The sequence below is a fragment of the Paracoccus sp. NIOT.M2S5SZ12 genome, from assembly GCF_057748165.1.
Genome location: NZ_JBYLFR010000003.1, coordinates 198,457 through 219,487, shown reverse-complemented (window position 1 = coordinate 219,487; position 21,031 = coordinate 198,457). Strand labels below are relative to the sequence as shown.

The 21,031-nt window shown below is 69.9% G+C and carries 17 protein-coding genes and 1 other annotated feature; of the genes, 6 read left to right on the top strand and 11 right to left on the bottom strand.

From position 1 onward, the window contains the following. Window positions 1-8 precede the first annotated feature (8 nt). The 3 genes from sufB to coaBC are packed head-to-tail and all read right to left on the bottom strand — an operon-like array spanning window position 9 to window position 3,801. Window positions 9-1,529 (bottom strand): Fe-S cluster assembly protein SufB, encoded by a 1,521-nt coding sequence (gene sufB / locus AC2SGK_RS04600; RefSeq protein WP_488322412.1) that lies wholly within the window; start codon window positions 1,527-1,529, stop codon window positions 9-11. Further along, window positions 1,529-2,617, bottom strand: coding sequence for a cysteine desulfurase family protein (locus AC2SGK_RS04595; RefSeq protein ID WP_488322411.1), 1,089 nt, complete (start codon window positions 2,615-2,617; stop codon window positions 1,529-1,531). The genes sufB and AC2SGK_RS04595 overlap by 1 nt, the downstream gene beginning before the upstream one ends. Beyond that, on the bottom strand, window positions 2,614-3,801 hold the full coding sequence (gene coaBC, locus AC2SGK_RS04590) for a bifunctional phosphopantothenoylcysteine decarboxylase/phosphopantothenate--cysteine ligase CoaBC (RefSeq protein WP_488322410.1): 1,188 nt from the start codon (window positions 3,799-3,801) through the stop codon (window positions 2,614-2,616). Before coaBC ends, AC2SGK_RS04595 begins: the two co-directional genes overlap by 4 nt. Window positions 3,802-3,927: 126 nt before the next feature. On the opposite strand from coaBC, the gene AC2SGK_RS04585 reads away from it, so the two are divergent. Further along, window positions 3,928-5,442 carry a YifB family Mg chelatase-like AAA ATPase gene (locus tag AC2SGK_RS04585; RefSeq protein ID WP_488322409.1) on the top strand — a complete coding sequence of 505 codons (1,515 nt, stop codon included), beginning with the start codon at window positions 3,928-3,930 and terminating at the stop codon, window positions 5,440-5,442. On the opposite strand, the gene gshB is transcribed toward AC2SGK_RS04585, so the two are convergent. The 3 genes from gshB to rsmI are packed head-to-tail and all read right to left on the bottom strand — an operon-like array spanning window position 5,439 to window position 7,738. Further along, window positions 5,439-6,389 carry a glutathione synthase gene (gshB, locus tag AC2SGK_RS04580; protein ID WP_488322408.1) on the bottom strand — a complete coding sequence of 317 codons (951 nt, stop codon included), beginning with the start codon at window positions 6,387-6,389 and terminating at the stop codon, window positions 5,439-5,441. The two genes, AC2SGK_RS04585 and gshB, sit on opposite strands and share 4 nt — an antisense overlap. 58 nt (window positions 6,390-6,447) lie before the next feature. Then, window positions 6,448-6,822 carry a YraN family protein gene (locus tag AC2SGK_RS04575; RefSeq protein WP_488322407.1) on the bottom strand — a complete coding sequence of 125 codons (375 nt, stop codon included), beginning with the start codon at window positions 6,820-6,822 and terminating at the stop codon, window positions 6,448-6,450. Beyond that, complete coding sequence (rsmI, locus tag AC2SGK_RS04570) at window positions 6,815-7,738, bottom strand: 16S rRNA (cytidine(1402)-2'-O)-methyltransferase (RefSeq protein WP_488322406.1); 924 nt, start codon at window positions 7,736-7,738, stop codon at window positions 6,815-6,817. The genes AC2SGK_RS04575 and rsmI overlap by 8 nt, the downstream gene beginning before the upstream one ends. A 121-nt stretch (window positions 7,739-7,859) precedes the next feature. Here rsmI and AC2SGK_RS04565 point away from each other — a divergent pair, with 121 nt between their 5' ends. From AC2SGK_RS04565 to murJ, 3 genes are read left to right on the top strand one after another with little or no spacing between them, the layout of a single operon-like run. After that, window positions 7,860-9,068 (top strand): penicillin-binding protein activator, encoded by a 1,209-nt coding sequence (locus AC2SGK_RS04565; RefSeq protein ID WP_488322405.1) that lies wholly within the window; start codon window positions 7,860-7,862, stop codon window positions 9,066-9,068. Window positions 9,069-9,092: 24 nt separating this feature from the next. Further along, window positions 9,093-11,861: a [protein-PII] uridylyltransferase gene (locus tag AC2SGK_RS04560; protein WP_488322404.1), complete on the top strand. Its 2,769-nt coding sequence runs from the start codon at window positions 9,093-9,095 to the stop codon at window positions 11,859-11,861. After that, complete coding sequence (gene murJ / locus AC2SGK_RS04555; protein WP_488322403.1) at window positions 11,858-13,390, top strand: murein biosynthesis integral membrane protein MurJ; 1,533 nt, start codon at window positions 11,858-11,860, stop codon at window positions 13,388-13,390. The genes AC2SGK_RS04560 and murJ overlap by 4 nt, the downstream gene beginning before the upstream one ends. Here murJ and AC2SGK_RS04550 read toward each other — a convergent pair. Further along, window positions 13,387-14,088 (bottom strand): rhomboid family intramembrane serine protease, encoded by a 702-nt coding sequence (locus AC2SGK_RS04550; protein ID WP_488322402.1) that lies wholly within the window; start codon window positions 14,086-14,088, stop codon window positions 13,387-13,389. The two genes, murJ and AC2SGK_RS04550, sit on opposite strands and share 4 nt — an antisense overlap. Window positions 14,089-14,162: 74 nt before the next feature. Between AC2SGK_RS04550 and trpS the strand changes: the two genes are divergently transcribed. Both trpS and AC2SGK_RS04540 read left to right on the top strand, forming a co-directional pair. Further along, window positions 14,163-15,197 carry a tryptophan--tRNA ligase gene (gene trpS / locus AC2SGK_RS04545; protein WP_488322401.1) on the top strand — a complete coding sequence of 345 codons (1,035 nt, stop codon included), beginning with the start codon at window positions 14,163-14,165 and terminating at the stop codon, window positions 15,195-15,197. A 67-nt stretch (window positions 15,198-15,264) separates the two neighbouring features. Then, window positions 15,265-15,320, top strand: a sequence feature (sul1 is cis-regulatory element that is thought to sense ions involved in sulfur or methionine metabolism; They are found in Alphaproteobacteria). A 63-nt stretch (window positions 15,321-15,383) separates the two neighbouring features. Next, a complete protein-coding gene (locus tag AC2SGK_RS04540) occupies window positions 15,384-16,862 on the top strand; it encodes a SulP family inorganic anion transporter (RefSeq protein ID WP_488322400.1) in 1,479 nt (492 codons plus the stop codon). Window positions 16,863-16,898: 36 nt separating this feature from the next. Here the strand turns inward: AC2SGK_RS04540 and AC2SGK_RS04535 are convergent, their stop codons facing one another. The 4 genes from AC2SGK_RS04535 to AC2SGK_RS04520 form a co-directional block, all read right to left on the bottom strand. Further along, a complete protein-coding gene (locus AC2SGK_RS04535; protein WP_488322399.1) occupies window positions 16,899-17,633 on the bottom strand; it encodes a COG3904 family protein in 735 nt (244 codons plus the stop codon). 3 nt (window positions 17,634-17,636) lie between these two features. Continuing rightward, on the bottom strand, window positions 17,637-18,971 hold the full coding sequence (locus AC2SGK_RS04530; protein WP_488322398.1) for a hypothetical protein: 1,335 nt from the start codon (window positions 18,969-18,971) through the stop codon (window positions 17,637-17,639). A 50-nt stretch (window positions 18,972-19,021) separates the two neighbouring features. Next, window positions 19,022-19,648 carry a Crp/Fnr family transcriptional regulator gene (locus AC2SGK_RS04525; protein WP_488322397.1) on the bottom strand — a complete coding sequence of 209 codons (627 nt, stop codon included), beginning with the start codon at window positions 19,646-19,648 and terminating at the stop codon, window positions 19,022-19,024. A 392-nt stretch (window positions 19,649-20,040) separates the two neighbouring features. Continuing rightward, window positions 20,041-21,021 (bottom strand): GGDEF domain-containing protein, encoded by a 981-nt coding sequence (locus AC2SGK_RS04520; protein ID WP_488322396.1) that lies wholly within the window; start codon window positions 21,019-21,021, stop codon window positions 20,041-20,043. Window positions 21,022-21,031 lie beyond the last annotated feature (10 nt).

Below are 21,031 nucleotides of genomic sequence, written 5' to 3'. Positions count from 1 at the left end.
CTGAGAGATCAGCCCACCGAGCCTTCCAGCGAGATCGCGACCAGCGCCTGCGCCTCCATGGCGAACTCCATCGGCAGCGCCTGCAGGACCTCGCGGCAGAAGCCGTTGACGACCAGCGCCACCGCCTCCTCCTCGTCCATCCCGCGCGAGCGGCAGTAGAACAGCTGGTCGTCATCGACCTTGCTGGTGGTCGCCTCGTGCTCGACCCGGCTGGAGGTGTTCCTGACCTCGATATAGGGCACCGTATGCGCGCCGCACTGATCGCCGATCAGCAGGCTGTCGCACTGGGTATAGTTCCGGCTGTTCGTCGCGCGCGGGTGCATGCTGACCTGACCGCGATAGGTGTTCTGCGCCTTGCCGGCCGAGATCCCCTTCGACACGATGCGCGAGCGGGTGTTCCTGCCAAGATGGATCATCTTGGTGCCGGTATCGGCCTGCTGGTGGTTGTTGGCGATGGCGATCGAATAGAACTCGCCCTGCGATTCATTGCCGCGCAGGATGCAGGACGGGTATTTCCATGTGATCGCCGAGCCGGTCTCGACCTGGGTCCACATCACCTTGGCGCGGTCGCCGCGGCAGTCGGCACGCTTGGTGACGAAGTTGTAGATGCCGCCCTTGCCGTCCTCGTCGCCGGGGAACCAGTTCTGGACGGTCGAATACTTGACCTCGGCATCCTCCAGGATGACGATCTCGACAACCGCGGCATGCAGCTGGTTGGTGTCGCGCTTGGGCGCGGTGCAGCCTTCCAGATAGCTGACATGGGCGCCCTTGTCAGCGATGATCAGTGTCCGCTCGAACTGGCCGGTGTTCTCCGCGTTGATGCGGAAATAGGTGGACAGCTCCATCGGGCAGCGCACCCCCTCGGGGATGTAGACGAACGATCCGTCCGAAAAGACCGCGCTGTTCAGCGTGGCGAAGAAGTTGTCCGACTGCGGCACGACGCTGCCCAGATACTTCTTGACCAGCTCGGGATGCTCGCGGATCGCCTCGCTGATCGAGCAGAAGATGACGCCCGCCTTGGCCAGCTCGTCCTTGAAGGTCGTGCCGACGCTGACGCTGTCGAAGACCGCATCCACGGCCACGCGACGGCCTTCGGCGGGGGCGGTCTCGGCCCCCTCGACGCCCGCCAGGATCATCTGCTCCTTCAGCGGGATGCCCAGCTTTTCATAGGTCGCCAGCAGCTTGGGATCGACCTCGTCCAGGGACTTAGGCTTTTCCTGCATGCTCTTGGGACGCGCGTAGTAATATTGGTCCTGATAGTCGATCACCGGATAGTTCAGCATGGCCCAGCTGGGCTCTGTCATGGTCACCCACCGCCGATAGGCCTCCAGCCGCCAGTCCAGCATCCATTGCGGCTCGTTGTTCTTCTCCGAGATCAGGCGGACGATGTCCTCGGACAGGCCCTTGGGGGCATAGTCCATCTCGATCTCGGTGTTCCAGCCATACTTGTAGCTGCCCATGTTCTGCACGGTCTCGACCGTTTCGCGGTCGACGCCTTCGCGCACGTCAAGATCGGTGGTCGCCGTCATCATCGTTCCTTCCTCGGTAGAGCGGACCCCTGCCCGCCCGTTCCAGTCACGCCATTCCTGTCGCGCCAGCGTGAATACGCGTTTTCCCAGGCATCCGCAAATCGGTTGATCTGATCGTCGTCCAAAGCCGGACTTATCGAAATCCGGATCGCCGATTGCGAAAGCTGATCGTCAAATCCCATCGCCTGCAGGGCGCCGCTGGCCCGGACCTTGCCCGACGAACAGGCCGACCCCGCCGATATGGCAAAGCCCGCCAGATCCATCTGCATCACCTGGGTCTCGCCCTTCCACCCCGATGTAAGAAGGCAGGTCGTGTTCGGCAAGCGCGGGACGTCCTTTCCGACGATGACCGACTGCGGCGCGATGTCCATCAGCCGCGCCTCCAGCGCGTCGCGCCGCGCGCGCACCGCGTCCCACAGGCCGGCCTCCAGGTCGCGCTGCGCGGCGGTGGCGGCGGCCGCAAAGGCCAGGATGCCGATCAGGTTCTCGGTCCCCGCGCGGCGCCCCTGCTCCTGCCCGCCACCCCTGATCAGCGGCGGCAGGTCGGTGCCCTTCTTCAGGATCAGCGCGCCGATCCCCTTGGGCCCGCCCAGCTTGTGCGCGCTGACGAAACCGGCGGTGATGCCCAGCCAGTTGAACGCGAAGGGCACCTTTCCGAAGGCCTGCGTCAGGTCGCTGCTGTGCAGGCCCTGCGGCAGGTCCTGCATCACGCCGGTCTCGTTGTTGGCCAGCTGCAGGGTGCTGCGCGCGGGGTCGGTGACGGTCACGATGCCGCAGCCGTCCACCGCCAGATCGGTCTCGCACCAGACCTTGACGGCGCTGTGCTCGGTCGGCGCGCAGTGAAAGCCGCCCTGCGCCAGCACCATCGCCGCGGCCTCGGTCGCTCCCGCGGTGAAGACCACGTCGGCCCCGTCCGCCCCCAGGGCCACGGCCACCTGCTCGCGCGCGCGCTCCAGCGCCATCTTGGCCGCGCGCCCCTCGGTATGGACCGAGGACGGGTTGCCCGCGATCTCCAGCGCCTCGACGATCGCGGCCTTGACCTCCGGGCGCAGGGGCGTGGTGGCGTTCCAGTCCAGATAGGTCCTCATGCCAGGGCCTCCGCAATGCGGGCCGCCAGCCGGGCGGCGACCTCGGTCTTGGTCAGCCGGGGCCAGCTCTCGGCCCCCGCGTCGGAAATGATGGTGACGGCGTTCTCGGTCCCGCCCATGATGCCCGTGCCGGGGCTCACGTCATTCGCCACGATCCAGTCGCAGCCCTTGCGCAGCCGCTTGGCCGTCGCGTGGGCCAAGACATCGGTCGTCTCGGCGGCAAAGCCCACGACCAGACGCGGCCGCGCCGGCGCGCGGCTGATCCAGGCCAGGATGTCCGGATTCTCAGCCATGCGCAGGCTGGGCGGGCCGTCCGGACCCTTCTTGATCTTCTGCGCGCTGCCGTTCTCGACGCGCCAGTCGGCGACGGCGGCGGTCATCACCGCCGCATCCGCAGGCAGCGCCGCCTCGACCGCGTCGCGCATCTGCCGCGCGGTCTCGACCCGGATCACCGCCACGCCCTGGGGCGGCGGCACCGCGGCGGGACCGGTGACGAAGCTCACCCGCGCGCCCAGATCGCGCAGCGCCGCGGCGATCGCGGTCCCCTGTGCCCCGCTGGAGCGGTTGGCGATATAGCGCACCGGGTCGATCGGCTCATGCGTCGGCCCCGAGGTCACCACGACGTGGCGCCCCGCCAGCGGCCCGTCGCTCAGCGCGGCGCGGATCGCGGCCAGGATCGCCTCGGGCTCGGCCATCCGGCCGGGGCCGTATTCGCCGCAGGCCATGTCGCCCTCGTCGGGACCGACGGTCAGGATGCCGTCGCCCCGCAGCGCGGCCAGGTTGCGCCGCGTCGCCGGATGGTCCCACATGCGCACGTTCATCGCGGGCGCGATCAGCACGCGCTTGTCGGTCGCCAGCAGCAGGGTCGAGGCCAGATCGTTCGCCCCCCCCTGCGCCATGCGCGCCATCAGGTCGGCGGTGGCGGGTGCCACCACGACCAGATCGGCCCGGCGCGACAGCTGGATATGGCCGATCTCGGCCTCGGCGCCCTGATCCCACAGCGTGTCGTGGACCGGCTCTCCGGCCAGCACCGACAGGGTCATGGGGGTCACGAACTGCGATCCGGCCGCGGTCAGCACCGGCGTCACCGCCGCGCCCTCGGCCCGGATCAGCCGCACCAGGGCGGGGATCTTGAAGGCGGCGATCCCGCCGCCCACGATCAGCAATATCCGTCTGCCCTGCATGCCGCCCCCGCTGCGTCCTGCGCACCAGATAACCCCCCGCGCCCCTTGCCGCAAGGAAAGCCCGCCCGTTAACCTTTCCTTAAGGCGCATCCCGTTAACCATTGGCGAACCGTCGTGGAGAGCATCATGGTCGCCATCGCCTATTCAGTCGCCTTCGAGGGGATCGAGGCGCGCTTGGTCGAGGTGCAATGCGCCGTCGCGGCGGGCCTGCCCGGCTTCTCCATCGTGGGCCTCCCCGACAAGGCCGTCAGCGAGGCGAAGGAGCGGGTGCGCGCGGCCTTCGGCGCGCTGGCCATCGCCCTGCCGAACCGGCGGCTGACGGTCAACCTCTCGCCCGCGGACCTGCCCAAGGAGGGGTCGCATTTCGACCTGCCCATCGCGCTGGCCGTGCTGGCGGCGCTGGACCTGGTCCCGCGCGATGAGGTCGCGCGCTGCGTGGCCCTGGGGGAACTGGCGCTGGACGGCAGGCTGGTGCCGGTCGCGGGTGCCCTGCCCGCCGCCGTCGCCGCGGCCGAGGAGGACCGCGCGCTGATCTGCCCCGAAGCCTGCGGCCCCGAAGCCGCCTGGATCGAAGCCGTGCCGGTCCTGGCCGCCGGGACGCTGCGAGCGGTGGTCGATCATCTGACCGACCGCCGCCCCCTGAGCCCGGCCCGGCCCGGCCCGCCCGAAGCCCCGGCCCCGGTCGCCTGCCTGTCCGCCGTCAAGGGTCAGGAGCGCGCCAAACGCGCGCTGGAGATCGCGGCGGCGGGGCGGCACCATCTGCTGATGGTCGGCCCGCCCGGCGCCGGCAAGACGCTGCTGGCGCGCAGCCTGCACGGGCTGATGCCGCCCCTGACAGCGCGCGAGGCGCTGGAGACCTCCATCGTGCATTCCGTTGCGGGACAGCTGAAGGATGGACGCATCCTCCGCCAGGCGCCGTTCCAGGACCCCCATCACGGCGCATCGCCCCCCTCCATCGTCGGCGGAGGCCCGCGCGCGCGTCCCGGCCAGATCAGCTTGGCGCATAACGGCGTGCTGTTTTTGGACGAGCTGCCCGAGTTCCAGCCCCGTGTGCTGGAGGCGCTGCGCCAGCCCATCGAATCGGGCGAGGTGTTCGTGACGCGGACCGCGGCGCAGATGCGCTATCCGTGCCGCTTCCTGCTGGTCGCCGCCGCCAATCCCTGCCGCTGCGGCCATCTGGCCGATCCGGCCGGCGCCTGCGCCCGCGCGCCGGCCTGCGGGGCCAGCTATCTGGGGCGCATCTCGGGGCCGATGCTGGACCGGTTCGACCTGCGGCTGGAGGTGGCGGGCGTGCCCATCGCCGATCATCCGGGTGCGGCCACGGGCGAAACGTCGGCCACAGTCGCGGCCCGCGTGGCGCGGGCGCGCGACATCCAGGCCGCGCGCTTTGCCGATCATCCCGACGCGCGGGTGAATGCCGACGCCTCGGGCGCGCTGCTGGAGGAGATCGCGGCCCCGGACGCCGAAGGCCGCGCCCTGATCGCCGCGGCGGCCGACAGGCTGGGCCTGACGATGCGCGGCTATCATCGCGTGCTGCGCACCTCGCGCACCATCGCGGATCTGGCCGGGTCGGACCGGGTGCTGACCGACCACCTGCGCGAGGCGCTCAGCTATCGGCTGCCCTTCGTGGCGGGGGGTTAGCCCTTGGCGGCCACGCGCCGTTCGATCGCCTGCCAGATGGCTTCGGCGGCGTTGATGCCGTCGAAGCGCTCCAGCTCCTGGATGCCGGTGGGCGAGGTCACGTTGATCTCGGTCAGCCAGCCGTCGATGACGTCGATGCCGGTGAAGATCAGCCCCTTCTCGCGCAGGACGGGGGCCAGGCGGGCGCAGATCTCGCGCTCGCGCTCGGTCAGGCCGACCTTCTCGGCGCGCCCGCCGACATGCATGTTCGACCGCGCCTCGCCCTCCTGCGGCACGCGGTTGATGGCACCCACGGGTTCGCCATCGACCAGGATCACGCGCTTGTCGCCCTTGACCACGGCGGGCAGGTATTTCTGCGCGATCATCGGCTCGCGGTTGATGCCCGCGAAGGTCTCCAGAAGCGAGGACAGGTTCGGATCGCCCGGCTTCAGGTGGAACACCCCCGCCCCGCCATTGCCGTAGAGCGGCTTGACGATGATCTCTCCGTGACGCTCGCGGAAGGCGCGAAAGGCAGCTGGATCGCGCGCGATCATGGTGGGCGGCGTCAGGTCGGGGAAATCCAGCACCATCAGCTTTTCGGGGCAGTTCCGGACCCAGAACGGGTCGTTCACCACCAGCGTGCCGGGATGCACCCGGTCCAGCAGGTGCGTCGAGGTGACATAGCCCATGTCGAAGGGCGGGTCCTGGCGCAGCCAGACCACGTCGAACTCGGTCAGCTCGACCTCGGCCCAATCGCCAAAGGTGACGTGGTCGCCCTCGACGCGGCGCAGGGTCACGGGGCGGCCGCGCGCGATCACCCGGCCCTCGTCATAGCGCAGCTGATCGACGGTGTACTGGAACAGCCGATGGCCGCGGGCCTGGGCCTCCAGCCCGATGCGGAAGGTGCTGTCGGCGGTGATCGAGACATGCTCGATCGGGTCCATCTGCAAGGCGACGTAGAGGCTCATCCGGCCCTCCTGGCTTTTCCTGACGTTGTGGCGCGGCGCCTCGCGGGATGCAAGGCCGTCAGCCCGCCCCGAAGGCGTCGGGCATCAGCGCGACCCGCCCCGTCGCATCGACCAGCGCCACGTCGAAGCGCATCGGCACCTCGCCCAGGGCCCGCGCCTCGCAATAATCCAGCGCCGACAGCATGATCCGCCGCATTTGAGCGGGACCCAGGGCCTGCACGGCCATGTCGTGATCGCGCGCCGCCTTGACCTCGACGAAGACCAGGTCCGCGCCGTCGCGCAGGATCAGGTCGATCTCTCCGCCCCGGCCCCGCCAGCGCGCCTCCAGAAGCGTCGCGCCGCGCGCCCGGTAGTGGCGCAGCACCCCCTCCTCGGCCAGGCGCCCGGCCAGATCGGCGGTCCGGCCGCGACGGGCGCGCAGGGGGTCAGGCATCGTCGCCCTGCGCCATGCTCAGCGCCAGCTGATAGACGTCGCGGCGCGGCAGGCCCAGCTGCGTCGCCGCCTCGCGCGCGGCATCCTTGACCGACATGCGGCCCAGATGCCCGGCCAGCACGGCGCGCAGGCGGTCCTCGTCCATGACGGCCTCGGCGGGCCGGTCCAGCACCATCACGACCTCTCCCTTCAGCTCGGCCATGCGCGGATCGGCAGCCAGGGCGGCGGCCGTTCCGCGGATGACCTCCTCGAACTTCTTGGTCAGCTCGCGCGCGACTACGACGGTCCGATTCGGGTCAATCTCGCACAGATCCGCCAAGGTCCGGTTAACGCGGCGCGGGCTTTCGAACAGGATCAGCGTGCTGTCCACCGCCAGCCAGCGGCGCAGCCAGGTCAGCCGCGCGGCCTGGGTGGATGGCGGAAAGCCCAGGAACAGGAATCGGTCGCTTGGCAAGCCCGCCACCGACAGCGCCGCCAGCGCCGATGACGGCCCCGGCAGCGCATGGACCCGCGCCCCCGCCTGCGCCGCATCCAGCGCCAGGCGATAGCCCGGATCGGCCACCAGCGGCGTGCCCGCATCCGAGCAGTAGGCCACGCTCTCCTGCCGCGCCAGCGCCGCCAGAAGCGCGGGCCGCGCGCGGTCGCCGTTGTGGTCGTGATAGGCCAGGATGCGTCGGCCGCGCAGCGGGATGCCGTGGATGTCCATCAGGTGGCGCAGCACGCGGGTGTCCTCGGCGGCCAGCATGTCGGCGCTATTGAGCACATCCAGCGCGCGCAGCGTGATGTCGCGCGCCGCCCCGATGGGGGTCGCGACCAGATAGAGGCCCGGCGTCAGGACCGTCGCCTCGACATGGGCGCTCAGGCGGCGGGGCGGGTCAAGAGGGTCGCTGCGGGGCGGGGTCTGGGGGTCGGGCATCCTGTCTCCGGTTGCGGCCGGCGGCCGGGTCGGGCGGGCCGGGGCTGATTGCCATTCGAACGGACAGGACATAGGCTGCCGCCATCCGCGCCCGTCATAGCATATTGCAGGGAAGTTTCACATGTCAGCCTTCGTCACAAGCCGCCCGGCATCGGGCCTGCGCCATGTCCTCATGAAAGCCGCGACGGTGGCCTCGGCGCTGTTCCTGGCCGCCTGCGAACCCACCGGCGGCACGACCCAGGCCCGCGGCCCGGAGACCGGACCCCTGATCGACCCGTCCGAGCCGGTGCGCGTGGCGCTGCTGGCGCCGGGCGGGACCGGGTCGCAGGACCTGGAATGGCTGGCGCGCAGCCTGAAGAACGCGGCCCGCATGGCCGCCGCCGACGCGCAGGGCGCGACCATCGACCTGCGCGTCTATGACAGCGGCGCCTCGACCGAGAGCGCCGTGGCCCAGGCCAACGCGGCCGCCGATGCGGGTGCGCAGATCATCCTGGGGCCGCTCTTCGCGGAAGGCGCGAATGCCGTCGGCAACGCGATGAAGGCGCGCAACATCAACGTGCTGACCTTCTCCAACAACACCCAGGTCGCGGGCGGCAACGTCTTCGTGCTGGGCAACAGCTTCGAGAACATCGCCGACCGGCTGGTCGGATACGGCCTGTCGCAGGGCAAGCGCAACGTCCTGGTCGTAGCCGAGAACGACGTCGCGGGCCAGCTGGGCGGCCGCGCGATCGAAGCCGCGGTGGCGCTCAACGGTGCGCGTCTGGCGGGCCGGGTCGATCATCCGGTCTCGATCAGCGGCATCGACGGGGTGGTCCCGCGCATCGCGGAGGCCGCGCGCACCGGCCAGGTCGATGCGGTGTTCATGACCGCCAACAACCAGGCCGTGCTGCCCTATCTGACCGAAAGCCTGGCCGCGGCGGGCGTGCGCTCGCCCGGCACGCAGATGGTGGGCCTGACCCGGTGGGACCAGCCGGCCGACCGCCTCGGCATGCCGCAGCTGGCCGAAGGCTGGTTCGCGATCCCCGACCAGACGCTGCAGCGCCAGTTCGAGGCCCGCTATGCCCAGGCCTATGGCGAGGCGCCCCATCTGCTGGGTTCGCTGGCCTATGACGGGGTCGCGGCCATCGCCTCGCTGGTGCGCAACGGCCAGCGCAATGCGCTGACCTCGACCGGGCTGACGCAGCGCTCGGGCTTTGCGGGCGTGGGCGGGGTCTTCCGGCTGCAGCCCGACGGCACGGTCCAGCGCGGCCTGGCCGTGGCGACGATCCGGGGCGGCCAGCTGGTCGTGCTGGACCCCGCGCCGCGCAATTCGCGCGGGCTGGGCTCGTAAGCGTCGTGGCGGCGGCCTGAGCCGATGACGCAGCCATCCCTTGCCGCCGCCCCCCTGACGGCCATGGCCGACACGGACCGGCTGATCGCCGAACTGGACCACGCGCTGGCGTCGGTCACGGACGCGCGCGAGATCCGCGCGCGCACGGTCGCCACGCTGGCCCTGGCGCGGGCCGAGGGGATGGCCGCGATCGAGGCCGGGTTCGCCCGCCACCCCCGCGCCGCGCGCGAGACGGTGCGTGCCATCGCCATGCTGACCGACGCGCTGGTCACCGGCGTGCATCACGTCGCCACGACCCGCCTGCATCCCCAGCAATCGGCCTCCGAGACGCAGCGACTGGCGGTGCTGGCCGTGGGCGGTTACGGCCGGGCCGAGATGGCGCCCGCATCCGATGTGGACCTGCTGTTCCTGACGCCCTGGAAGATCACGGGCTGGGCCGAGAGCGTCGTCGAATCGATGCTCTACATGCTGTGGGACCTGAAGCTGAAGATCGGCCATTCGATCCGCAGCGTGGACGACTGCCTGCGCCTCGGCGCGGCCGACATCACCATCCGCACCTCGCTGGTCGAGCATCGGCTGGTCACCGGCCACGCGCCCCTGGCGCAGGAGCTGCGCGACCGGCTGTGGTCCGAGCTGTTCGAGCGGACCGTTCCCGAATTCATCGAGGCCAAGCTGGAGGAGCGCGCCGCCCGCCATGCCCGCCAGGGCGGCCAGCGCTATGTCCTGGAACCCAACGTCAAGGAGGGCAAGGGGGGCCTGCGCGACCTGCAAACCCTCTACTGGATCGCGAAGTACATCCACCGCGTGGACCGCGCGGTCGAGCTGGTCGATCTGGGCGTCTTCACCCGCGACGAGCATCTGGCCTTCTGGCAGGCCGAGGATTTCCTCTGGGCGGTGCGCAGCCACCTGCACCTGATCGCGGGGCGGCCCTCGGACGTGCTGTCCTTCGACATGCAGGTTGAGGTGGCGCGGCGCATGGGCTATGCCGACACCACCGCGCGCCGCGCGGTCGAGTATTTCATGCAGGACTACTTCCGCCACGCCACCCGCGTGGGCGAGCTGACCCGCGTCTTTCTGACCGAGCTGGAGACCCGCCACGTGCGCGCGGCCCCCTTCCTGGGGCGGCTGTTCCGGCGGCGGCGCAAGATGCGGCCCGGCTTCACCGATCAGCAGGGCCGCCTGTCCTATGCCGACGAGGCGCAGTTCCTGGCCGATCCGCTGAACATCCTGCGCCTGTTCGAGGAGGCCCTGCGCGCCGGCATCCTGATCCACCCCGAGGCGCTGCGCCTGGTGGCCGCGAACCTGCATCTGATCGACGACAAGGTGCAGTCCGACCCCGAGGCGATCCGCATTTTCATGGACCTGCTGCTGCGGCACGGGAACCCAGAACGCGCGCTGCGGCGCATGAACGAGCTGGGCGTGCTGGCCGCCTTCATCCCGGAATTCGAGCCGGTCGTGGCGATGATGCAGTTCAACCTGTATCACCACTACACCGTGGACGAGCACTCCATCCAATGCGTCGCCGCCCTGGCCGAGATCGAGCGCGGCGAGCATCCCGAGGACCTGCCGCTGTCGTCGGAGATCATCCAGGCGGGCGTGAACCGCCGGGTGCTGTATCTGGCGACGCTGCTGCACGACATCGGCAAGGGCCGCCCCGAGGACCATTCGATCCTGGGCGCGCGGATCGTGCGCCGCATCGCCACGCGCTTCGGCTTTGCCCAGGACGACATCGACACGGTCGAATGGCTGGTGCGCCACCACCTGCTGATGTCGGACGTGGCGCAGAAGCGCGACATCGCCGATCCGCGCACGCTGCGCGACTTCGCCAAGGCGGTGAAGACCAGGAAGCGGCTAGACCTGCTGCTGGTCCTGACCGTCTGCGACATCCGCGGCGTGGGTCCGGGCACCTGGAACAACTGGAAGGCCGCGCTGCTGCGCCAGCTGCACCAGGAGACCGCCGCCGCCCTGGACAACGGGCTGGAGGAGCTGAACCGCGACCGCCGCCAGACCGAGGCCAAGCGCTCGCTGCGGCACATGCTGATCGCCAAGGGCTGGGACGCCCGGAAGGTCCGGGCCGAGCTGGGCCGGCATTACGACGCCTATTGGCCGGGGCTGCAGACGGCGACGCAGGCGGCCTTCGCCGAGCTGCTGTCCGGCATCGGCCCCGACGAGATCCGCATCGATCTGCGTGCCGATCCGGACCGCGACGCGACCCGCGCGGCCTTCGTGCTGTCGGACCATCCGGGCATCTTCTCGCGGCTGGCGGGCGCGCTGACGCTGACCGGAGCGAACGTGGTCGATGCGCGCACCTACACGACGCGCGACGGCTATGCGACGGCGGTCTTCTGGGTGCAGGACAGCGAGGGTCACCCCTTCGCCGAGGACCGCCTGCCCAGGCTGCGCCAGACCATCCTGCGCACCCTGGCCGGAGAGATCGTCGCGCGCGAAGCCTTCGCCAGCCGCGACAAGCCCAAGAAGCGCAACCGCGAGTTCAGGTTCCCCACCCACATCACCTTCGACAACGAAGGCAGCGACATCTATACCATCATCGAGGTCGACACCCGCGACCGTCCGGGCCTGCTCTACGACCTGACGCGGACGCTGGCCGCGAACCACATCCAGATTGTCAGCGCCGTCATTGCGACCTATGGGGCGCAGGTGGTGGACAGCTTCTATGTCAAGGACATGTTCGGGCTGAAGCTGCACAGCGCCGCGAAACGCGACGGGCTGGAAAAGAAACTGCGCACGGCGATCGCCGATGGCGTGAAAAGGGCCGAGGCCGAACAGGCATGAAAAAGACAGGGCTGGTGCGGGGGTTCCTCTCCGTGGGTCTTTGGACATTGATCTCGCGTGCGTCGGGCTTCGTGCGCGACATCCTGATGGCGGCCTGGCTGGGCACGGGCGCAGTGGCCGAGGCCTTCCTCATCGCGCTGTCCCTGCCCAACATGTTCCGCCGCTTCTTCGCGGAAGGGGCGTTCAACACCGCCTTCATCCCGATGTTCTCGAAGAAGCTGGAGGACCCGGAGGACGCGCGGCGCTTTGCGCGCGAGGCCTTCTCGGGGCTGTTCCTGACGGTGCTGGCGCTGTCGGCAGTGGCGATGATCTTCATGCCCGGGCTGGTCTGGCTGATGGCCTCGGGCTTTGTGGGCGACGAACGCTTCGATCTGGCGGTCGAATACGGGCGCATCACCTTCCCCTATATCCTGATGATCTCAATGGCCTCGATGATCTCGGGCGTGCTGAACGCGAACGGGCGTTTCACAGCCGCCGCCGCCGCGCCCGTGCTGCTGAACCTGCTGTTCATCGTCGCCATGTATCTGGGCCGCTGGCAGGGCTGGGACCTAGGGCTGACGCTGGCCTGGGCCACGCCGGTCACGGGCGTGGCCCAGCTGGCGCTGGTCTGGTGGGACGCGCGGCGCACCGGATACACCTTCTGGCCGCACCGCCCGCGCCTGACCCCCGACATGCGCCGCCTGATCGCGGTGGCGCTGCCTGCGGCCTTCGCGGGGGGCGTGGTGCAGATCAACCTGCTGGTCGGGCGTCAGGTCGGATCGCAGTTCGACGGCGCGATCGCCTGGCTGTCCTATTCGGACCGCCTCTATCAGCTGCCCCTGGGCGTGGTGGGCGCGGCGGTGGCCGTGGTGCTGCTGCCCGAGCTGGCACGGCGCATCCGCGCCGAGGATCACGCGGGCGGGCAGACCGCCTTTTCGCGCGCGACCGAGTTCGGGCTGTTCCTGACCCTGCCCGCCGCCTTCGCCATCGCCGTCATCGCCGAGCCGATGGTGGCGACGCTGTTCGAACGCGGCGCCTTCACCGCCTTCGACACGCAGCAGACGGCGGCGGCGCTGGTCGTCTATGCCCTGGGCCTGCCGGCCTTCGTGCTGCAGAAGATCCTGCAGCCGCTGTATTTCGCGCGCGAGGATACCAGGACCCCGTTCCGCTTTGCCGTCATCTCGATGGTGGTGAACGCGGTGGCGGCCTTCGGGCTGATGCCGCTGTTCGGCTTTCTGGCGGCGGCCCTGGCCACCAGCATCGCGGCCTGGATCATGGTCGCGCAGCTGTGGTGGGGGACCCGCGCCATGGGTCAGGCAGCGCGCGCCGATGCGCGCCTGCGCCGCGCCTTTCCGCGCATCCTCCTGTCGTCGGCGCTGATGGCGGGGGCGCTCTGGGCGATGCGCGGCTGGCTGGAGACGGCGGGCATCGGGCGCGGCGCGGGGCTGGCGATCCTGGTCTTCGGGGGGGCCGCGATCTATTTCGCGCTGGCCATCGCAGTCGCGGGCTATCGCCCGTCCGAACTGCGCGCGGCGGTCCGGCGCGGCTAGCGCTGGCGCAGCTGCGCCAGGGCGCGCGCCAGCCCTCCGTCCACCAGCAGGAAGGACAGCGCGAAGCCCCAGCCAAAGCCCGCGATCTCGGCGATCCAGCCCAGGCCCGCGCCGCCGAAGACCAGCCCGAAGACCAGCTGGAACGCCAGCAGCATGCCGATCAGTGTGAAGGCGCGCAGACGGTTGGCGTTCTGCGCCGCCAGCCGCGTCCAGATCAGGAAGGTGAAGGCGCCCACCAGCCCATAGACGGCCGGATAGCCGCCGATCAGCGGCGCGGACCGCGCGCCCGTCGCCTGAACGACGGCCGCATAGACGGCCGCGCCGCCGATGGCCGACCCGAAGAACAGCGCCAGCACCGCCCAGGGGCGGAAGTTCTGCGCCACCATGTTGCCGAGCGCCAACGTGAAGACCACCACGAACAGCGCATGCGTCAGGCTGGCATGGACGAAGACGAAGGACAAAAGCCGATAGGCCTGGTCCAGGTCCACCGCGCCATAGGTCCAGGCGCGCTGCAGCAGTTCGGGCGGAAAGGCCGCAAGGCGGATCGCGGACAGGCGCAGCCCCACCCCTTCGGCCCCGCCGATCATGCCCATGGCGCCAAGCGCGAAGACGGCCTCCAGCGCGACGACCGGCAGGGCCAGCAGCCAGATGACCGGCGGCAGGGGGTTCAGGGGCGATTCGGGCAGGCCGGTGCGCATGGGCGTTCCTTGGGTTGCGAAGCACAGGACCAACCGCTAAGCCACGGGCCAGCAGATTCCAAGGCAGGCCCGTCATGTCCGACCCGATCGACACCCCCTTCCGTCCGCGCATCTTCTCGGGGATCCAGCCTTCGGGCGGGCTGACCCTGGGCAACTATCTGGGCGCGCTCAAGCGGTTCGCGGCCCTGCAGGGGGGCGCGGCCGAGACGGTCTACTGCATCGTCGACCTGCACGCGATCACCGTCTGGCAGGAGCCCGAACAGCTGCGCGCCCGCATCCGCGAGGCGGCGGCCGCCTTCATGGCGGCAGGCGTCGATCCGGCGCAGTCCGTGCTGTTCAACCAGAGCCAGGTCAGCGCCCATGCCGAGATGGCCTGGCTGTTCAACACGGTCGCGCGCGTCGGCTGGATGTACCGGATGACCCAGTTCAAGGACAAGGCCGGCAAGAACACCGAGAATGTCAGCCTGGGCCTGCTGGCCTATCCGGCGCTGATGGCGGCCGACATCCTGACCTATCAGGCCACCGCCGTGCCGGTGGGCGAGGATCAGAAGCAGCATCTGGAGCTGACCCGCGACATCGCGGCCAAGTTCAACCACGATTACGGCGTGAACCACTTCCCCATCACCGAGCCGCTGATCGAGGGGGTGGCCACCAAGGTCATGTCGCTGCGCGACGGATCGAAGAAGATGTCCAAATCCGACCCGTCGGATGCCAGCCGCATCAACCTGACCGACGATGCCGACACCATCGCCACCAAGATCCGCAAGGCCCGCACCGATGCCGACCCCCTGCCCGGTCAGATGGACGGCCTGAAGGACCGCCTTGAGGCGCGCAACCTGGTCAACATCTTCGCAGCCCTTGCCGACCAGACGCCGGATCAGGTCCTGGCGCGGTTCGAGGGTCAGGGCTTCGGCGCGTTCAAGCCCGCCCTGGCGGAGGTCGCGGTCGAGGCGCTGTCGCCGATCACGCGGCGCATGTCGGACTACATGGCCGACCCGGCCCAGATCGACGCCATCCTGGCCCAGGGCGCGGAGCGGGCCGACGCCATCGCCACGCCGATCCTCGAGCGCACCAAGGAGATCATGGGCCTGCTGCGCACCCGCCGCTGAGGTCCCGATCTTTTGCCGCTGCGGGGTTGCATCCCCGCGGCGGCTGCGGGTATGAGCGTCGCATCCGCATGGACCCGGTGAAATTCCGGGTGGCTCTTCCGGCCGCCGATCCGCCGGACAATTCGAACCGTGACAGATGACTGTCGGACCGCAGGCCAGCACGGCCCGGTCGGGAACGGATGACGCATGTTTTCAATGACGACCTACAAGAACGAATGGCTGGGCAATGTCCGGCCCGACCTGCTGTCGGGCCTTGTCGTGGCCCTGGCCCTGATCCCCGAGGCGATCGCGTTTTCGCTGATCGCGGGGGTGGACCCCAAGGTGGGGCTTTACGCCAGCTTCTCAATCGCGGTCATCACCGCCATCGCGGGCGGCAGGCCCGGCATGATCTCGGCCGCGACGGCGGCGACGGCGGTGCTGATGGTCACGCTGGTGCGCGAGCACGGGCTGGACCACCTGCTGGCGGCCACGGTGCTGGCCGGGCTGATCCAGATCGGCTTCGGCCTGCTGAGGCTGGGACGCTTCATGCGCTTCGTGTCGAAATCGGTGATGACCGGCTTTGTCAACGCGCTGGCGATCCTGATCTTCATGGCGCAGCTGCCCGAGCTGAACCCCGCGACGCCGGGCGTGGGCGCCTTCACCTATGTGCTGGTCGCGGCGGCGCTGGCGATCATCTACCTGTTCCCGCGCGTCACGCGGGCGGTGCCCTCGCCTCTCGTGGCGATCGTGGTGCTGACCGGGCTGGCCATGGCCTATGGCTGGGACGTGCGGACGGTGGGCGACATGGGCGCCCTGCCCGACACGCTGCCGGTCTTCCTGCTGCCCGACATCCCGCTGAAGTTGGAGACGCTGCTGATCATCCTGCCCTATTCGCTGGCGGTCGCGGTCGTGGGCCTGCTGGAGAGCCTGATGACCCAGAATCTGGTCGACGAACAGACCGACACCCGCTCCAGCCGGACGCAGGAATGCATCGGCCAGGGGCTGGCCAACACCGCGACGGGCTTCATCGGCGGCATGGCGGGCTGCGCGATGATCGGGCAGTCGATGATCAACGTCAAATCCGGCGGTCGGGGGCGGCTCTCGTCCTTCACCGCGGGGGTGGCGCTGCTGATCCTGGTGGTCGTCTTCGGCGACCTGGTCAGCCGCATCCCCATGCCCGCGCTGGTCGCGATCATGATCATGGTGTCTGTCGGCACGTTCAGCTGGTCGTCGCTCGGCGATCTGCGGCACCATCCGCGCACCTCCTCGGTCGTGATGCTGGCGACGGTGGCGACGGTCGTCTGGACGCACAACCTGGCCATCGGCGTCGGCGTGGGCGTGCTGCTGTCGGGCGTCTTCTTCGCGGCCAAGATCGCGCAGCTGTTCCGCGTGACCTCGACCCTGTCGGATGACGGGCGGCACCGCACCTATCGCGTGCAGGGGCAGATGTTCTATGCCTCCACCGAGGCGCTGATGGCGGCCTTCGACTTTGCCGAACCGCTGGAGACGGCGACCATCGACGTCTCGGACGCGCATCTGTGGGACATCACCGCGGTGCAGGCGCTGGACATGGCCGTGGCCAGGTTCCGCCGCACGGGCACCGACGCACGCGTGACGGGCATGAACGCGGCCTCGGCCACGCTGATGGACCGCCTGTCCATGCCGGACCGCCTGCCCGCGCATTGAGCGCCCTTGTCGGTCCGGCCTCAGCGGCCGGGCCGATCAGCCATCCGTCGGCGTGGTCAGCCCCAGATCGGCCATCTGTTCGGCGTCGAGGATGTTGATTTCGGCCGGCGGCGTGCGCAGCGCCAGGGGCATCAGCCGCAGATCGACCCCCATCTGCACCAGATAATCCATCACCCCGGCCTGGGCGCGCTGCAGGTCGCTGACCGCCATGAAGGCGGGCAGGATCGTGCTCTGGCCGAAGTAGTGCTGATGCACGCCCACCACGCCACCCGGCGCGACCTGCCGCTCGGTGCCGCCCGCCAGGATGTAGGGACAGGCCGACAGGCAGACCGCCCCGTCCGCGACCCGCGTGGCCATGCCCGCCGCCCGGATCGTGCGCCCGATGGCGAGCGCGTCCGACACCGATCCGCCGGAACTGTCCAGCGCCACCACGCTCGCCGTGGGCCGCGTCCGGTCCAGCCAGGCCGCGAAACGGTCCGCGTCGCCGGGCGCGATCTGGCCCACCAGGGTGATCGCGCCATCGGCCTCGGCGAAGTCCAGCGCCTCGGGCATGGTGCGCATCGCCGGGGCGCCGGGCTGGGCGGGGTCGGCCGGGCGCAGATCGGGGCGATAGGGGCGCACGCTCGGCCCTTGGGCGGGGGGCGCATAGAGGCCGGGGGCGGCACGGCCCGGCGCCTGCCACAGATCCAGCCCCACGATGGCCGCAGCCATCACGACCTGCGACAGCAGCACGGCCCGGATCGCGCGCTGCGGCGAGGAGAGCAGGCCCATCGCTCAGACCTCGGGGGTTGCGGGACGGGGGGCAGGCTCCGCATGCAGCGCCTCGTGCTGGCGCAGCAGTTCGGATGCGGCCAGCGCGGCGCGCAGCTCTCCGACGGTCATGCGGTCGTCGCTGTGCCCCTCGCCCCGGCCCGACCGGATCGCGGCCTGCACGACCATGATGACGAAGACCAGGACCGCGGGCAGAAGGTCGATGGCGATGGCCCCGGCCCAGGCCGGAACGAAGTTCCCCGCATAGGCGATGACCGCATCCGCCGCCGACATCGGCGTATAGAGCGCGTCATCCGCATCGGGCAGGGCCATGACCTCGGTCGCGGCCTGCGCCAGGGTCTGGGCGCGCTGCTCGACCAGACCCAGGACCGAGGTGATGGTGCTGGACTGTCCCGCCCGCGTGGCCTCGGTCGAGCCGTCCAGTTCCGGCAGCACGACGGCCTCGGACAGGTCCAGCGCGGCGCGTGCGACCAGTGGCGCGGGGTTCAGCTGGCGCAGCTGGGTGATCAGGCCCGCCAGCTGCACCGCGTCCTCGGAGAAACGCACGGTGCGGTCCTCCAGCGGGCCCGGCTCGACCGAGGTGCCGCGCATGCGCGACAGGATGACGTTGCCTTGGGCGAAGGTGTCCTCGATCGAGGTCTCGACCGCCAGCAGCTGATCCTCCAGCGCCTGCAGCTCGGACCCCTTCTGGGTCAGCACCCGGAACACCGCCCCGCGTCCGGAGAAGCCCGACAGCGTGCCGTCCGCCTCCTGTTCGGACAGGTCGCCGAAGCTCTGCCGGACGCGCGTCACGTCGCGCACCAGCGACTGCCCCGCGACCGCATTGGCATGCGCCCGCTCCAGCGAGGTCTGATAGCTCTGGACGGTCGCCGCCATGTGCGTCTCGACCGCGGCGGTGCCGGCCAGCGCCGCGGCGTTCAGCCAGGACGACATCGCCACGATCGCCACCGAGCCGAGCGCCATGGTCAGCAGCAGCCCTACGCGCGACGCGGCCGAGCGCACCGCCGGCAGCAGCCGCAGCATGTAGGACCAGAAGACGAAGATGCCGACCGACACGGCGATCGAATAGGCCAGCGCCGCGAAGGTGGTCCACAGGCCGGGACTGTCCAGCAGCGTGCGCACCCCCAGATAGGTATAGATGCCCGACGCCGCCGACAGCACCCCGAGCGCGGTCGAGGTGAAGCTGTCCAGCCAGTCCAGGTGCCGCTCTAGTTCCCGCGCATAGCGGTCGCCCATGCGGTCGCGCCCGGCAAGGGCCTGCGATGGGGGGCGAAGGTCGGGGTCGGTGGGGCGGGCATCCTGGGACATGCGGTCTCCGATCGGGCTGGGCTTGCGCACAGATAACCGCAGGAGGCCGGAAATCTCAGCCCTTCAGGCCGCGCGGGCGGTCACGCTTTCGGCATGTCCAGCGACGCGCCGTCGTCCTCGGGGCCCGCACCGGTCGCATCCCCCCTGCCGGCATCGCGCAGGCGGGCGCGGTCCAGCACCCGGATCGTGCCGCGGCCAAGATCGACGATCCCCTCGGCGCGCAGCTGCGACAGGGTCCGGTTCACCGTCTGGCGCGAGCAGCCGGCAAAGGCCGCAAGCTCTGCCTGGCTCAGCCGGATCTGCGGCGCGTCGGGGGTGGTCAGGGACAGCAGATGGATGCGGACGCGGTGCTCCGAAGCGTAGAACATCGCGATGGACTGCTGCCGGTTGTCGCGCGTCAGGCGGTCGTGAAAGATGGTCGCAAGGTTGCGGATCAGCAAGTCGTGCGGCATGTGCCGCATGATCATCGCGGCATTGACCAGCAGCAAGGTGCTGTCAGGCAGTGCGGTGCAGCCGGCAGCGCAGGTCCGGCCCGAGAACTGCTCGACCTCGCCCATCACCTCGCCTGGACCCGCCAGATGGGCCAAGACCCGATTGCCGTCGCGGTCAAGATAGCTGACCTCGATCCGGCCCTTCAGGATCAGATAGGCCCAGTCCGCGACCTCGCCCTGACGCAGGACCTCCAGCGGCTGCGAGACGGAGATCATGCGCGCCTCCGCAATCAGGGCGGACAGCCCGTCATGGGTGATGCCGGCGAGTATCGCGGGGCGCAGACGTCTGAGCAGGTCAAGGATGTCCGACCCGGCCGGGATGGACCTGGATATCCGCGCCGTCATGTCTGCACCGCCGCCCGAACCATAACGCGATGGTGACATCTTGCGCAGCGAGATGGAACCGCAAACTGCTACGGCGGGACCGTGATCCCGCCGCGACGCATCGTCGGGCGGGGCGGTTGATCGGAACACAGGGCGACAGGAACGATGCCCCGCTCCTGCCCCGACCTTAGCGCAGATCGCGCATCGCCGTCTGTCGCGGTGACGACAGAGCCGGTCTTTTCCCGCATCAGGCCGTCACGGACCATCGCACGGAGCGGCCGGCGTCACGGAACGATCGTCGCGCAGGCGCGCCCGCGGGCCTTGGACTCGTAGAGCCCCCTGTCGGCGATCGCCAAGATTTCGTCAGGGTGGGTGGGAACGGCATGCGTCCAGATCACGATGCCGAGGCTGGCCGAGGTCACCAGCGGCGCCAGATCCTTGGGCGACAGCGCCTCGATGGCGCGGATGATGCGCTGCGCCAGATGGCTCAATGCGGTGCGCGAGGTCATGCCCTTGAGGATCAGCACGAACTCGTCCCCGCCGATGCGGGCGGCGGTGTCGGCCTTGCGGATCTGCCCGCGCAGCACCTGGCCCACGGCGCGCAGCAAGTCGTCGCCCGCCTGATGGCCCAGCTGGTCGTTCACCTGCTTGAACTGATCCAGGTCCAGATGCACTAGGGCGAAGGGCTGCGGCCCTGCATCCGGCAGGTCGGAAGGCCGCAGCGCCTGCGCCAGTGCCTGCTCCAGCCCGCGCCTGTTGTGCAGCCCGGTCAGCGGATCGGTCAGCGCCTGCATCAGCGCCTGTTCGCGCGACTGCGCCAGCTGCGCGTTGAAGCGCGACAGCTCGGTCAGGACGCCGCGATTGGCCTCGTGCAGGAACAGCAGTTCCATCGCGAGGTCCGAGGGGGCGAAGTCGTCGTCGGTCAGCCCGGCGGTCCGGATGGCGTGATGAAGGCTGATGCCGAAGCCGAAGTTGACCAGCATGCTGCCGTCCTCGACGCGGATGCCGTGGCCGCGCAGGACGACGTCGCGGGCGCAGACCGCACGCAGGAACAGGCGTCGCCGCTGATCGATCGCGACACGCATCTCGGCCAGCGGACAGCCCGTCCGCCCGACGCGCGTCGGCGCCAGACGGCCGGGCAGGCCCTCCGAGAGGTCTGGAACCAGCTTGGCCAGCGTCGGCCCCACCGACAGGACCGTTCCGCCATCCTCCAGCCACAGATGCATCGGCAGAAGCTGCGCCAGCGCCCCGGTCCCCAGCTGCATGACGGCGTCC